The organism is Streptomyces kanamyceticus, from assembly GCF_008704495.1.
Lineage (GTDB): Bacteria > Actinomycetota > Actinomycetes > Streptomycetales > Streptomycetaceae > Streptomyces > Streptomyces kanamyceticus.
Window position 1 is genome coordinate 3810588 of record NZ_CP023699.1, and the last position, 13477, is coordinate 3824064.

Annotated in this window: 12 protein-coding genes; 5 read left to right on the top strand and 7 right to left on the bottom strand. The window is 71.3% G+C overall.

Annotated elements, in window-relative coordinates:
- Positions 1 to 24 precede the first annotated feature (24 nt).
- Together CP970_RS15475 and CP970_RS15480 are read left to right on the top strand one after the other, a co-directional pair.
- Entirely contained in the window at positions 25 to 672 is a 648-nt protein-coding gene (locus CP970_RS15475) for a TetR/AcrR family transcriptional regulator (RefSeq protein WP_150493426.1), read from the top strand.
- Positions 669 to 1040 carry a hypothetical protein gene (locus CP970_RS15480; RefSeq protein ID WP_055554286.1) on the top strand — a complete coding sequence of 124 codons (372 nt, stop codon included), beginning with the start codon at positions 669 to 671 and terminating at the stop codon, positions 1038 to 1040. The genes CP970_RS15475 and CP970_RS15480 overlap by 4 nt, the downstream gene beginning before the upstream one ends.
- A 165-nt stretch (positions 1041 to 1205) precedes the next feature.
- Here the strand turns inward: CP970_RS15480 and CP970_RS15485 are convergent, their stop codons facing one another.
- The 5 genes from CP970_RS15485 to CP970_RS15505 form a co-directional block, all read right to left on the bottom strand.
- On the bottom strand, positions 1206 to 2768 hold the full coding sequence (locus tag CP970_RS15485; RefSeq protein ID WP_150493428.1) for an alpha/beta hydrolase: 1563 nt from the start codon (positions 2766 to 2768) through the stop codon (positions 1206 to 1208).
- 183 nt (positions 2769 to 2951) lie between these two features.
- Positions 2952 to 4442, bottom strand: coding sequence for a GntP family permease (locus CP970_RS15490; protein ID WP_150493430.1), 1491 nt, complete (start codon positions 4440 to 4442; stop codon positions 2952 to 2954).
- Positions 4443 to 4640: 198 nt separating this feature from the next.
- Entirely contained in the window at positions 4641 to 5051 is a 411-nt protein-coding gene (locus CP970_RS15495) for a RidA family protein (protein WP_055554813.1), read from the bottom strand.
- A 7-nt stretch (positions 5052 to 5058) separates the two neighbouring features.
- Entirely contained in the window at positions 5059 to 5859 is an 801-nt protein-coding gene (locus CP970_RS15500) for an IclR family transcriptional regulator (RefSeq protein WP_150493432.1), read from the bottom strand.
- Positions 5856 to 6857 (bottom strand): sugar kinase, encoded by a 1002-nt coding sequence (locus tag CP970_RS15505; RefSeq protein WP_398656939.1) that lies wholly within the window; start codon positions 6855 to 6857, stop codon positions 5856 to 5858. Before CP970_RS15505 ends, CP970_RS15500 begins: the two co-directional genes overlap by 4 nt.
- Before the next feature lie 210 nt (positions 6858 to 7067).
- Between CP970_RS15505 and CP970_RS15510 the strand changes: the two genes are divergently transcribed.
- Together CP970_RS15510 and CP970_RS15515 are read left to right on the top strand one after the other, a co-directional pair.
- Positions 7068 to 8363, top strand: coding sequence for an amino acid deaminase (locus CP970_RS15510; RefSeq protein WP_150493434.1), 1296 nt, complete (start codon positions 7068 to 7070; stop codon positions 8361 to 8363).
- Positions 8364 to 8708: 345 nt separating this feature from the next.
- Positions 8709 to 10325, top strand: a complete 1617-nt coding sequence (locus CP970_RS15515; protein WP_055546389.1) for an N-acyl-D-amino-acid deacylase family protein — start codon at positions 8709 to 8711, stop codon at positions 10323 to 10325.
- A 22-nt stretch (positions 10326 to 10347) separates the two neighbouring features.
- Here the strand turns inward: CP970_RS15515 and CP970_RS15520 are convergent, their stop codons facing one another.
- Both CP970_RS15520 and CP970_RS15525 read right to left on the bottom strand, forming a co-directional pair.
- Positions 10348 to 11220 (bottom strand): trypsin-like serine peptidase, encoded by an 873-nt coding sequence (locus tag CP970_RS15520; protein ID WP_055546387.1) that lies wholly within the window; start codon positions 11218 to 11220, stop codon positions 10348 to 10350.
- A 99-nt stretch (positions 11221 to 11319) separates the two neighbouring features.
- A complete protein-coding gene (locus tag CP970_RS15525; RefSeq protein WP_055546385.1) occupies positions 11320 to 12780 on the bottom strand; it encodes a cellulase family glycosylhydrolase in 1461 nt (486 codons plus the stop codon).
- A gap of 111 nt (positions 12781 to 12891) precedes the next feature.
- On the opposite strand from CP970_RS15525, the gene CP970_RS15530 reads away from it, so the two are divergent.
- On the top strand, positions 12892 to 13470 hold the full coding sequence (locus CP970_RS15530; RefSeq protein WP_055546384.1) for a hypothetical protein: 579 nt from the start codon (positions 12892 to 12894) through the stop codon (positions 13468 to 13470).
- Positions 13471 to 13477: the final 7 nt, after the last annotated feature.

Below are 13477 nucleotides of genomic sequence, written 5' to 3' on the forward strand. Positions count from 1 at the left end.
CTACTCTGGCCCCGGGAGGCAGACATGGAACGAGGACGTACGGCCGACGCCGCGGCCGGGCCACCACCGGCGGCGCGCCACCACGGCAACAGGCACGGCCGCAGCGAACAGGCCCGGCAGGCGGTCCTTGAGGCGGCCGACGACCTCTTGGTCGAGAAGGGCTTCACCGGCGTCACCATCGAGGGCATCGCCGCCCGGGCGGGCGTCGCCAAGCAGACCGTCTACCGCTGGTGGAAGACCAAGACCGACATCCTCCTGGACGCCTTCCTCCAGGACGCGGCCGAAGCGCTGACGCCGCCGGACCACGGCGACCTGGCCCCGGACCTCCGCGCCCACCTGCGCCAACTGGCCCTGTTCCTCACCCGGTCCGACGCGGGCGCCGTCTTCAAGGCCCTCATCGGGCACGCCCAGCACGATCCCGCGTTCGCCGCGGCGCTGCGCTCCGGGTACCTCGACGAACAGCGCCGACGCGACCGGCTCCCGCTGGAACGCGCGGTGGCACGCGGCCAGCTCGCCGCCGGACTCGACATGGCGGCGGAGATCGACCAGCTCGTGGGGCCGGTCTACCACCGCGTCCTGGTGACGGCGGAACCCGTCGACCAGGCTTTCACCGACCGCCTCGTGGAGGCGTTCCTGCACCGCGCGGGCGCGGGGGATTTGGGAAGCAGATGACTCTGAAGGCAGGCCAGCGGGTAGTGCTGGCAGCGGACACCCGGCTGACCGATTCGGCCGAGGTGGCGGGGGTCGTCCTCGGGTTCCTGTCCCTGGCGGCGGGCATCGGCGGGACCGTCGAGCAGGTGGTCGGCCACGAGGACGCGGGCGACGACGTGCGCGAGTACGAGCGGCTCAAGTCGCTGCTCGACTCCTTCGGGCGCGAGATGCCCCCGGAGAGCAGGAGGCAGCTCGAAGAGAAGGTCGGCGCCCTGGAACCCGCGTGGACCGCCTTCCAGGAACGGACGCCTCGCGTGAGCGTGCGGGTCCGCTTCGACAACGGGTTCGTCCTCGACGGGGCCCACGAGGACCTCTTCGTCCCTGCCTGAGGTCGGGCGCGCGCCCTGGGCGAACCACGGCGCCCGGCCACCCACGATCAGTGTGCCGAGCGCCGCGTTCATCGGCACCAGCGACCCGGCGGTGTCACTCGCTCAGGTACGGCGCCGGGTCGGGACCTTCTTCGCCCGCCGTCCGGACAGGCCCCAGCGCCGCGACTACTTGGCGCAGCTCTGGTCGCCGGTGGGCAACTTGCCCGTGGCCAGGTAGCGGTTGACCTTCTTGTCGACGCAGGCGTTCTCGTAGAGGCCATAGACCGCGTGCCGGTTGGCGCCCTTGACCGTGATCAGCTTGGAGCTGGGGAGCTGGTCGTGCAGCGCGACGGCGCCCTTGTGCGGGGTGCGCGGGTCACCGGTGGCGGACACGATCAGCGCCTTGGCGTCGTGCTTGACCTGGGTGGGCTTCTCGCGGGGCCGGTCCCAGAAGGCGCACGGGCCGATGTTGTTGTTCACCGCGCCGAAGCGCGGGTAGGCGGCGCGGCTGCGCTGGATGTCGCGCCAGTAGACCTCGGGGTCACGCGGGGCGGCCACGTCGCCGCAGATGACGGCGGTCTGCGAACTGCCCATGTTCGACTGGTCGCCGGTCGTCGCGAGCCGCAGGAGCCCGGCGAACTGCGGCGAGAGCTTGGTCGGCGCCTGCCCGGCGGCGGCCTTCGCGAGGACGGACACCTGCTCGCCGAGGGACGCCCGCGAGGCGTCGGTGTCGCTGTCGAGCCCGGCGAGGAGCACGAACGGGACCTGGGTGTCGTCGAGTCGGAAGGCGTCCGGGGCGGTGCCGACGGTCAGCGGGGCGCGCGAGGACTTCTTGATGACCCCGTCGATGGTGGCGAGGACCTGGGCGCGGGTGCGGCCGAGTCCGTAGGTGTTGTCGCGGGCAGCAGCCCACGTGGCCCAGTCGGCGAGCGCGCGCTCGTTCTCGCCGACGGCCTCCTTGAGCAGCCGGGGGCCGAACTTGCGCGGGTCGATGGCGCCGTCCAGGACCATGCGGTCGGTACGTCCCGGGAACATCTGGGTGTATACGGTGCCGAGGTAAGTGCCGTACGAATAGCCGAAGTAGGAGATCTTCCTCTCGCCGAGCGCGCCACGGATGACGTCCATGTCGCGGGCGGTGTTGCGGGTGCTCACGTGCGGCAGCACGTCCGCGTTGCCGGCACGGCACTTGGCGGCCAGGTCCTTGTGCAGGGCGACCTGGCGCTCGAAGCTGGCCCGGCTGAGACCGGCCGAGAAGAGGTTGGTGCCGACGTTCCAGCCGCAGTCCAACGGGGTGCTGCGGCCGACGAATCGGGGATCGAAGCCGACGATGTCGTACCGCGGCCCCGTCTTCTTCATCCACGCGTGGAATTCCGGCGGCGACTGGACGGCGCCGTTGCCGGGACCGCCGTTGTTGAGCAGCATCGAGCCGATGCGGTGGCGGGTGTCGGTGGCCTTGAGCCGGGACACCGCGACGGTGATCGTACGGCCCTGGGGCTTGGCGTAGTCGAGCGGCACGGTGACGTCCGCGCACTGCACACCCGCCTTGTCCAAGTCGCGGCCCATGGCGTCGTCCGGGCCCTTGGCACAGTCGCCCCAGCCCAGGCGCTGGTCGTAGTAACGGTCGAGCCCGGCACCGGACTTCGACGCGGCGGAGGTCCCGGCGGGGGTGGCCGTGGCGGTCGCGGCGGGGGCCGCGCCGAGGCAGGCGGCGAGGGCGAGGCCCAGGGTCGGGATCCGTATATGTCTCATACCGTCAGACGCTAAGCGGAACGACTACTCCCACTCACTACGGCTGTCCCCCCATTCTCGACGGGGGCAACCCCCATCAGCGGCCCCGCCACCTCACGGCCGTACGCGAACGGGGCACCCGGCAAGCGCTGCCGAGTGCCCCATCCGCGTACGGCCGGAGAGAAGAAGAGAAGAGACGTATCGCTACACGAACAGGCTCACCACGCCCGCGACCGCGAACCCGGCCACCGACAGGACCGATTCCAGCACCGTCCACGTCTTCAGCGTGTCCCGCTCGCTGATGCCGAAGTACTTCGCCACCATCCAGAACCCGCCGTCATTGACGTGCGAGGCGAAGATCGAGCCCGCCGAGATCGCCATGATGACCAGGGCCACGAACGCCTGCGAGTAGTCGCCCTCGGAGAGGAGCGGGGCCACGATGCCCGCCGTCGTGACGATCGCGACCGTCGCCGAACCCTGGGCCACGCGCAGGATCAGGGAGAGCAGGTAGGCGAGGACGATGATCGGCAGGCCCACGTCCTGGAAGGTGTCCGAGATGGCCGCGGCGACGCCGCTGGCCTTGAGGACCGCGCCGAAGATCCCGCCCGCGCCAACCACCAGGAGGATGTTGCCGACCGGCTTGAGGGACGAAGTCGACACCGTCTCAAGGGACTTGCGGGACCAGCCGCGCCGGATGCCGAGCAGGTAGTACGCCATCAGCAGGGCGATCGTCAGCGCGACGAAGGGGCTGCCGAAGAACTCGATGACCGACCGGAACGTGGAGGGGTCGAAGGCGATCGAGGAGAAGGTGGCGAGGAGGATCAGGAGCAGCGGCGTACCGATGATGGTGAAGACGACGCCGAGCGGCACCGGCTTCTCGCTGGGCTGTACGCCCGAGGCGCGCTGCTCGGCGACGACCGCGGCCTTCGCCTCGTCGGCGGCCTCGACCATGTCCTGCGGCACGGGCACGAAGATGCGCTTGCCGATCCAGGCGGAGTAGACCCAGGCGGCGAGGACCGCGGGGATGCCGCAGACGATGCCCATGAGGATGACCCAGCCGAGGTCCACCTTCAGGAGACCCGCCGCGGCCACCGGACCGGGGTGCGGGGGCAGGAACGCGTGGGTCATGGAGAGACCCGCGAGCAGGGGGAGGCAGTAGAGGAGGATCGACTTGCCGGAGCGCTTCGCCGCGGCGTAGACGATCGGTGCGAGGACGAAGATGCCGACGTCGAAGAAGACGGGGACACCGAAGATGAGGCCCGTCAGGCCCATCGCGAGCGGGGCGCGCTTCTCACCGAAGAGACCGAGCAGGCGGGAGGCCAACACCTCGGCGCCGCCGGAGACTTCGAGGATCGCGCCGAGCATCGTACCGAGGCCGATGATGATCGCCACATGGCCGAGGATGCCGCCCATGCCCGACTCGATGACCGAGACCGCGTCGGACTTCTGGACCGTGCCGAAGAGTTCGGTGACGGAGAGACCGGCCGAGAGGCCGACGACTATGGAGACCGCGAGCAGCGCCACGAAGGGCTGCAGCCTGATCTTGATGATCAGGAAGAGCAGGAGCACGATGCCGAGCGCGGCGACGGTCAGGAGACCCGCCGTGCCGTCGATCAGGGTGAGGATTCCGCCGGTGTGCGGTGGCGCCTCGGTGGCGGGGGCGGCCGCGAGCGCCGCGAAGGGAGACGGGGACATCTTTGACCTCGTAAGTGCATGGGACTTTCGGAGCAGGGGGGATCGCGGCACGGCGCCCCGGGGGAAGGCGCCGTGCCGTGACGACGTACGGCTTGCTGGTGGGTGATGCGCGTCCTCAGGACGTCGAGCGCGTCAGCTCAGAACGGCGAACTCGTCAGCTCAGAACGGCGAGCGCGTCAGCTCAGAACGGCGAGCGCGTCAGCTCAGGACTGCGAGCGCGTCGATCTCGATGAGCAGGCCCTTGGGCAGGCCCACGTAGACGGTGGTGCGGGCGGAGGCCGGGGCCTTCAGACCCTGCTCCTCGAAGTAGGAGTTGTAGATCTCGTTCATCTCCGCGAAGTGGTCCACGTCCGTGAGGTAGACGCGCATCATCATCACGTCGTCCCAGGTCGCGCCGCCCTCTTCGAGGATCGCCTTGACGTTGGCGAAGGTCTGGAGGGTCTGCTCGCGCAGGGTCGGGCCCGCGGGGGTGGGGGCCTTGCCCTCCTCGGCGGGCAGGAAGCCGACCTGACCGGCGACCTGAAGGATGTTGCCCTTCTTCACGCCGTGGGAGAACTTCGCGGGCGGGGTGGTGTGGGTGGCCGGGGTGAGGGCGATCTTCTCGGTCATTCGCTGATCAGGCTTCCTTGAGAGGGGTGGTTTTCGCATCGGACCGCGCGTCGGCCTTCGCCTCGGGCACGGCGCCGGAGTACTCCCGGCTGATGGCGTCCGCCGTGCGGCGCACCAGCGGAAGGAGGGTGAGGAGTTCCTCGGCCGTGACGACCACGTTCGGCGCGGAGACCGACATGGCGGCGACGACACGGCCGTCCGCACCGCGGATGGGGGCCCCGATGCAGTTGATGGACTCCTCGTGACCACCGAGGTCGGTGGCCCAGCCCTGTTCGCGCACCTTGTCCAACTCCCGCAGGAACGCTGCGGCGTTGGGTGTCGAACGGGACGTGTAGGTGGGGTAGTCGAGCTTCTCCGCGATGGCGCGGCGCTCGGCTTCCGGGAAGTCGGAGAGCAGCAGCTTGGCGACGGCGGCGACGGTGATGGCCACCGGCTTGCCGATGCGCGAGTACATCCGCACCGGATAGCGGCTCTCGACCTTGTCGATGTAGACGACCTCCTGCTCCTCGTACACGGCGAGGTGGACCGTGTGGCCGCACTTCTCGTTGAGCGCGAGGAGGTGGGGGTGGGCGATCTCGCGTACGTCGAGGTTCTCGACGGCCTCCTGGGCGAGCGCGAAGAGCCGCGCGCCCAGGCGGTAGCGCTGGTCGGACTGGCGGAATACCAGGCCGTGTTCGAGCAGAGTGCGGAGCAACCTGAGCGCCGTGGACTTGTGGACGCCGAGCCGGTCGGCGACCTGGCCCAGGTCGGCGGGGCCCTCGGCGAGCAGCGGCAGGATCGAGAGCGCGCGGTCGACGGTCTGGCTCATGGGGTACGTACCTCCTCCTCGGCCTCGGTGTCCTCCGGGACGCGCGCCGTCCAGCCGGGGCCGAGACGCAGTCTCCCCCAGGCGGCGTCGTCCAGGGCGGCGAGGCGGTCGGCGTGTACACGGGCAGGGGGTGTGGCGAGGTCACCGGGGACGGTGAGCGCGGCGGCGGCCATCAGGTGGCCGTGCCGCAGGCGCCGCGCGGCCGGCAGGCCGCGCAGGGTGGCGGAGAGGAAACCGGCGGCGAAGGCGTCCCCGGCGCCGACCGGCGCGACGACGTCCACGCGCAGGGCGGGCTCGAAGACGGCGGGCTCGCCGTGGCCGTAGACCGTGGCGCCGCGGCTGCCCTGCTTGACGACGAGCGTGGCGGGCTCGGGCAGGGCGGCGCGGATGGCGTCGGGGCCGCCGCTCACGCCCCAGGCCGCGGCCGCCTCGTCCTCGCCCACGAAGACCAGGTCGGCGCCCCGGGCGAGATCGAGCAGGACGTCGGGGCCCGCGCCCGCGTCCTTCCACAGGCCGGGGCGGTGGTTGACGTCGAAGGAGACCAGGTGCGCCCGGCCGGTGTGCCGGGTGCAGAGCTGGCGTACGAGGTCCAGGCAGTCGGCGGAGAGCGCGGGCGTGATGCCGGACAGGTGCAGGATGCGGCCCGAGGTGAGCGCGTCCTGGTCCACGGAGCCCGGCGACATGGCGGACGCGGCGGAGCCCGCGCGGTAGTAGACGACTTCGTGGGCGTCGGTGTCGCGGTCGTCCGCGGTGCGGAAGTAGATGCCGGTGGGGCGGTGCGGGTCGCGGCCGACGGCGGAGGTGTCCACTCCGTAGCGGGCGATCGTCTCCACGAGGTGGTCGCCGAAGCCGTCGGTGCCGACCCTGCTGACCCAGCGGGCGGTGTGCCCCGCGGCGGCCAGGGCGCAGGCGACGTTCGACTCGGCGCCGCCGATCCCGCGGTCGAAGGACGGCACGTCGGCGAGGCGTCCGGGCCGCGCGGGCAGGAACGTGACCATGGACTCACCGAGTGCCACGACGTCCACCGCTGCCTGTGCGGCTGCCTCTGCGGCCGCCCGTGCGGCTGCCTGTGCGGTCACGATCTCTTCAGCCTCTCAACCGACTTTCCGGATCCGTTGACCCGGCGTTGGCTCGGATGTTAGACAGCAGTAAGCGACATACGCAATGACCGTTGCACATAATGCAACGCACTCTTGGAGGAGGCGCCCATGGCCGCCGACAACGCCGTCGACCGTCCCGCAGATCCCCTGGCCGCACTCGCGGACGAGCGGGTCGATCACCGCTTCAAGGGACTCCCGCCGGACGCGGAAGGGCTCACCGTCGGCGAGCTCGCGGCCCAGCGCAGGAACCTCTTCACCGGCGGCTTCACCACCCCGGTCCTCGCACTCTCCGCCGAGCGCCTCGAACACAACCTCGCGCTCATGGAGACGTACGCCGAGCGGCACGGCCTCGCCTTCGCCCCGCACGGCAAGACGTCCATGGCCCCGCAGCTCTTCCACCGCCAACTGGAGCGCGGCGCCTGGGGCATCACGCTCGCGGTCCCCCACCAGGTGCGCGTGGCCCGGGAGTTCGGCGTGTCGCGGATCTTCCTCGCCAATGAACTCGTCGACGCGGCGGCGCTGCGCTGGCTCGCCGGTGAACTCACCGCCGACCCCGGCTTCCGCTTCGTCTGTTACGTCGATTCCGTACGCGGAGCCGACCTCATGCACGCCGCGCTCAGCGAGGCGGGCGCCACCCGCCCGGTCGACGTCGTGGTCGAACTGGCCGCGGGCGACGGGGCACGGACCGGCGCGCGGACCGAGGCCGAGTGCTTCGAGATCGCCAACGCCGTCGCGGGCGCGGACACGCTGCGGCTCGTGGGCGTCGCCGGATACGAGGGCGAGGTGCCCGATGCCTCGACCGGGACGGTCACCGCGTGGCTGCGGCGGCTCGTCGCGCTGCTCGTCGAGTTCGACAAGGCGGGGCGGTTCGCCGATCTGCCGGAGGTCGTGGTCAGCGCGGGCGGCAGCGCGTGGTTCGACGCGGTCGCCGAGGTGTTCGCGGAGATCCCCGAACTCTCCCTGCCGGTCCTGAAGTTGCTGCGCTCCGGCGCGTACGTCTCGCACGACGACGGGCACTACCGGCACCTCACCCCGTTCAACCGGGTGCCCGAGGAAGGCGCCCTGGAACCCGCCTTCCGGCTCTGGGCCCAGGTCGTCTCCCGGCCCTCCGCCGAGCAGGCGTTCACCAACGCGGGCAAGCGGGACGCGGCGTACGACCTCGATCTGCCGGAGGCGCAGGTCGTACGACGGGGTGGGGTGGAGCGACCCGCGACCGGGGTCACGGTCACCGGGCTCTCCGACCAGCACGGGTGGGTCCGTACGACACCCGAGGCGGAACTCGCCGTGGGCGACTGGGTCGGGATGGGCCTTTCGCACCCGTGCACGGCGTTCGACAAGTGGCAGCTGATTCCCCTGGTCGAGGGGGACGGGACGGTCGTCGACTACATCCGCACGTACTTCTGACCGGGGGGTCTTGGGCGGGGGCCCTCCGCGCCGCAGGGTGAACGCAGGAACCCCCAAACCCGCCGCTCCGCGGCGGACCTTCCCCACCCGCCCGCCCGTTTGCTCCGCACCGAACAGTGAGCGTAGGGACCCCGCCCACCCGTTTACCCCGCACCGGACAGTGAACGTAGGAGCCCCGAAAGCCCCACCCACCCGTCCGCCGCCGACGGCGGTCAACCCCCTCCGGGGGCCACCCGCACCCGGCGACGAAACCCGCACGGGTGGTGCGGGTGGGAACGACAGACCCGGCCGGAGGCCGGGTGCACCACAACAGACCCGCGGCCAAGCGAAGAGAGAGGCACCACCATGGACCTGGTGATCCGAGACGCACGCGTCATAGACGGCACCGGAGGTGCCTCCTACCGCGCCGACGTCGGCGTACACGAGGGCAGGATCAGCACGATCCACCGGGAGGGGGAGGACGCAGGCCCCCGCCCGACAGGGCAGAGCACCCTCGACGCCCAAGGCCTAGCGCTAGCGCCCGGCTTCATCGACATGCACGCCCACAGCGACCTCGCCCTCCTCAGGGACCCCGCGCACACCGCGAAGGCCGCCCAGGGCGTCACCCTGGAAGTCATCGGCCAGGACGGCCTGAGCTACGCCCCCGTCGACGACCGCACCCTCGCCCAGGTCCGCCAGGCCATCACCGGCTGGAACGGCGACGGCAGCGACATCGACTTCACGTGGCGCACGGTCGGCGGCTACCTGGACGCGCTGGACAGCGCGCACGGCGGCCACGGCATCGCGGTGAACGCCGCGTACCTGATCCCCCAGGGCACCGTCCGCATGCACGCCATGGGCTGGGACGACCGCCCGGCGACCCCCGCCGAGCTGGAGCGCATGAAGCAGCTCGTCGCCGAGGGGATGCGGGAGGGCGCCGTCGGCATGTCGTCGGGCCTGACGTACACGCCCGGCATGTACGCGGACGACTCCGAACTCACCGAGCTGTGCAAGGTGGTGGCCAGGCTCGGCGGCTACTACTGCCCGCACCACCGCAGCTACGGCGCGGGCGCCCTCCAGGCGTACGAGGAGATGGTGAACCTCACCCGTACCGCGCACTGCCCCCTCCACCTCGCCCACGCCACCATGAACTTCGGCGTGAACAAGGGGAAGGCGCCCGACCTGCTCGCGCTCCTGGACGCCGCCCTCGCCAAGGGCGCCGACATCACCCTCGACACGTACCCCTACACACCGGGCTGTACGACGCTGGTCGCCATGCTGCCCAGCTGGGCGAGCGAGGGCGGCCCGGACGCGATCCTCACCCGCCTCCAGGACGACGGGACCGCCGAGAAGATCCGCCACCACATGGAGGTCATCGGCGCCGACGGCTGCCACGGCGTACCCATCGAGTGGGACACGATCGAGATCTCCGGGGTGAGCGACCCGGGCCTGGCCTCCTGCGTCGGCAAGACGATCGCGCAGTCCGCCGCCCAGCGCGGCGAGGAGCCGTGGGTCACCGCGCGCCGTCTCCTCATCAACGACAAGCTGGGCTCCACGATCCTCCAGCACGTGGGCCACGAGGAGAACGTCCAGGCGATCATGCGGCACCCGGTGCACACCGGTGGCAGCGACGGCATCCTCCAGGGCTTCAAGCCGCACCCGCGCGCGTACGGCACGTTCCCGCAGTACCTGGGCCGCTACGCCCGCGAGTTGGGCGTGCTGTCCCTGGAGGAGACCGTCGCGCACCTCACCTCGCGCCCGGCCGCCCGGCTGCGCCTCGCCGACCGGGGCACGGTCCGCGAGGGCTACCGCGCCGACCTGGTCCTCTTCGATCCGGAGACGGTCGCGGCGGGGTCCACCTTCGAGGCCCCCCGCACGCTCCCGACCGGCATCCCGCACGTCCTGATCGACGGCAGGTTCGTGATGCGGGACGGCCGACGCACGGACGTCATCGCGGGACGCACCGTGCGCCGGACTCCCTGAACAGCCTTACGGAACCCGCCCGTTACCGCCGCGCCGCGGTCGGCCGGGGCAGCTTGCAGCCCTTCCGGTTCAGGTCGATGCTGCTGCCCTTGCCGACGCACGGCACGATCCCGTACGTCTCCTGCGCGTAGTTGATGTCCTTGCGCACGGTCACGTTGCCCTTGCGGTCGACCTCACAGGGGTTGTTGAGGGTGCAGCGCTCGCCGTCCTCGTTGCCCGTGTTGTTGATCGCGGCGACCTTGCCGGTCTTGTGGTCGATGACGGGCGAGCCCGACGTGCCCCCGATGGTCTGGCAGGCCGAGGTGTAACGCACCGAGTCCTTCCAGGTCCACTCGCCTTCCTTGAGGCGGTACGCGAAGCCGTCGATGTCGCAGCTGTAGGTCTTCTTCCAGTAGCCGGAGACGACCGTGATGGCGCGCCCCTTCACCGGGTGGTCGGCCGACAGCTCCAGCGGCTTGATGCCGTACTTCTTGGTGATGTCGCGGTAGCTGCTGGTGAGTTGGTAGATCGTGACGTCGGTGTCCGTCATCGTCGCGTAGGACACCTTGGACGCGGTGAGCGTGGCGACGTCGTTCGCCTTGGCGTCGAGCAGCTTGAAGGTGCGGGTGGACGGCTGGTCGACGATCACCTCGCCCGCCGCGGGGAAACCGGACTCGACGCAGTGGCCGTTGGTGAGGACGAGCGCCGGGTCGTCCGGCTTGGACTTGGGGCTGCGGACGACGGAGCCGGAACAGTTGCTGAGCGCCACCGTCCCCGCGAAGTCCACGGCCTTGGCCTTCGGGGCCGGTTGCTTCCCGGTCGTCCCGCCGTGTCCCGCGAAGGCCGGTGCCGCCCCCGCGCCGGCCAGTGCGAGAGCGAGTATTCCGCCCGCGAGTGTCTTGCTGGTCTTTCCCATCCGTGGAGCCCCCCTTGTGACGTACGCCTGTCGTGCGGTTGTCAGGGGCATTCTTGGGGTCCGTGTTGCGGCCGGACAAGGGGTGGGAACTCTTCCATTTCACCCACGTGGTGTGATGCGGACAGAGTGCTCACCGGGCCCCGAACCGAGCGTGAGCGTACGGGACTTGGCGTCCCAGGAGCCCTGCTCGCCGCCCGGACCGCTCCCGCCGCCCGTCACGCGCCCGCCCTCGGGGAAGTGCCGCGCGGGCAGATACACCTCCGTGCCGCCCCGCACACCGGCCTTGCCCCGCCAGCGCACCGTGAGCGCCTTGTCCGCCGCGTCCCACCGGTAGGCGACGGGGTCCCCCGCGATGGCCTTGGGGTAGGGCCGGTCGAGCACGGGCAGCAGCGCGGTCGGCTTCATGTCGGCGTCCCAAGGGGCCCAGGAGCCGGGGTCGTTGGACCAGTACGCGATGCCCGCCCCCATCTCGTCGGCCGTCCGCTGCACCTTCTCGACGTACTCCATGGCGCCGGGCAGCCCCACGTCCAGGCCGAACTCCCCGATGACGACGGGGGCTCCGAGCCGCCGCGCGGCCTTCTCGGTCTGCTCGCGCCAGGCCCGCAGCGAGGTGTCGACCTGCCCCAAGGCGTCGCCGGTGTAGCCGCCGCCGAGGTCCATGGGGAGGGGATAGAGGTGGGGCGCGTACGCGATGCGGGCCTCGTCACCGTCGCCGCGCGGGTCGGCCAGGCGCGGAAGTCCTGTCGCGAAGCCCCAGTTGGCGCCGATGGCGGACGGTTCGACGAAGATCCAGTGGTCGCGGTCGACGGTACGGACGGCGTCGATGCCGTCCTGGTAGAGGCGCGCGAGCGGGCCCGACTCGAAGGCGGGGCCCTGCACGCTGCCGCCCCAGGGCTCGTTCATCAGGTCGTATCCGATGACCGTGTCGTCGTCGGCGAAGTACCTGGCCACCTCCCCCAGGGCGCCGACGTAGTGCCCCCGCAGATCGCGCCCGCCGCCTTCGACCGTCCCCCAGAAACGGTCGAAGGCGCGGACGGTCCCGGGCTCGGCGTAGCCGAGTTCCCAGGGGTCGGTGGGGGCGGCGGGCAGCCCGTCGGTCTCGGTGGCCCACGGCGGGGCGCCGTTGCCGCCGACCGCGGGCCCGTACACGTCCTGGTGCATGTCGAGCAGCACGTGATAGCCCCGCTCGCCGTACCAGCGCACGCGCTCGGCGACCTTCCGCAGATACGTCCTGTCGTACTTCCCGGGCGCGGGCTCGACGTTGCGCCACTGGACGAGGAAGCGGACGAAGTTCGTGCCCAGCTCGCGCCGTTCGCGCGCGACGTCCTTCTCCTCGATCCACGGCATGCCGTCGGCCGCCGACTTGGCGCTGCTCGCCGTGGACAGACCGCGCAGCACGAGCGCCCTGCCCTGCCGGTCGGTGATCCACCGGTGGCCGCTCGCGGTGTCGGCGCGCCCGGCGCCCGCGCCCTCGGGGCCGACCGCGACGAGGAGGGCGGCCGCGACGGCGAGCACGACACCGCCGAGGGCCCAAGTCCGCCACGCCTCAAGGGATTTCATGGCCCGGATGGTAGATCGCGGGCACCCCGTCGCAACAGACCTGAGCATTGTTCACTTTTCTTCGGTCAGAACCCTGTCGGCACCGGCCCGCGCCGCCTACAGTGACGCGCCATGCGGACGACGATCGACGCGCTGCGGGCGCGGACGGACGGCACGGTCGTGGTGGCCTGCGTCTGCCTGCTGCTCGTCCTGCTGCACGGCAGCGCGACCCTGCTGACCGCGTTCACGGCGCGGGCGGGCCTCTCGGTGGCGCCGAGCGCGCTCGGCGTGCCTTTCGCCCTGCCGGGCCTGCGGGCGACCCCGCTGGGCGCGACGGACTGGTCCTGGCAGCTCTGCGAGGACTTCGCGGCCCTGCTCCTGATCGCCGTTGCCGCCGCGCGGATGCGCCGCCACCTGCGCAAACGCCCGGTGGCGGGCAAGGGGCGGCGGCTGCTCGCGGGCTGGACTGCGCTGATCGCGGGCGCGGGCGCGGCGGGCGTCTGGCGGGGCATGGTCGCGGCCCGCATGGTCGAGGCGGGCATCTGGGGCTGGCTGGGCCTCGCCCTGGCCGGGGCGCTCTTCGGCGCGCTGTGGGGCCTGGCGCTCGGCTGGCTGCCCGGTGCGGCGGCGGCCTTCAGCGGCAGCCTTCAGCGACACGGCGCGCGGGACGGAATTCCCACCGGCGACGGAAATAACCCAAGCACCCGGTGAAGAAATG

Excerpts from the sequence above, each read along its gene's own strand:
- CP970_RS15475 (WP_150493426.1), top strand. The coding sequence starts at position 25 with ATGGAACGAGGACGTACGGCCGACGCCGCGGCCGGGCCACCACCGGCG.
- CP970_RS15480 (WP_055554286.1), top strand. The coding sequence starts at position 669 with ATGACTCTGAAGGCAGGCCAGCGGGTAGTGCTGGCAGCGGACACCCGG.
- CP970_RS15485 (WP_150493428.1), bottom strand. The coding sequence starts at position 2,768 with ATGAGACATATACGGATCCCGACCCTGGGCCTCGCCCTCGCCGCCTGC.
- CP970_RS15490 (WP_150493430.1), bottom strand. The coding sequence starts at position 4,442 with ATGTCCCCGTCTCCCTTCGCGGCGCTCGCGGCCGCCCCCGCCACCGAG.
- CP970_RS15495 (WP_055554813.1), bottom strand. The coding sequence starts at position 5,051 with ATGACCGAGAAGATCGCCCTCACCCCGGCCACCCACACCACCCCGCCC.
- CP970_RS15500 (WP_150493432.1), bottom strand. The coding sequence starts at position 5,859 with ATGAGCCAGACCGTCGACCGCGCGCTCTCGATCCTGCCGCTGCTCGCC.
- CP970_RS15505 (WP_398656939.1), bottom strand. The coding sequence starts at position 6,857 with ATGGTCACGTTCCTGCCCGCGCGGCCCGGACGCCTCGCCGACGTGCCG.
- CP970_RS15510 (WP_150493434.1), top strand. The coding sequence starts at position 7,068 with ATGGCCGCCGACAACGCCGTCGACCGTCCCGCAGATCCCCTGGCCGCA.
- CP970_RS15515 (WP_055546389.1), top strand. The coding sequence starts at position 8,709 with ATGGACCTGGTGATCCGAGACGCACGCGTCATAGACGGCACCGGAGGT.
- CP970_RS15520 (WP_055546387.1), bottom strand. The coding sequence starts at position 11,220 with ATGGGAAAGACCAGCAAGACACTCGCGGGCGGAATACTCGCTCTCGCA.
- CP970_RS15525 (WP_055546385.1), bottom strand. The coding sequence starts at position 12,780 with ATGAAATCCCTTGAGGCGTGGCGGACTTGGGCCCTCGGCGGTGTCGTG.
- CP970_RS15530 (WP_055546384.1), top strand. The coding sequence starts at position 12,892 with ATGCGGACGACGATCGACGCGCTGCGGGCGCGGACGGACGGCACGGTC.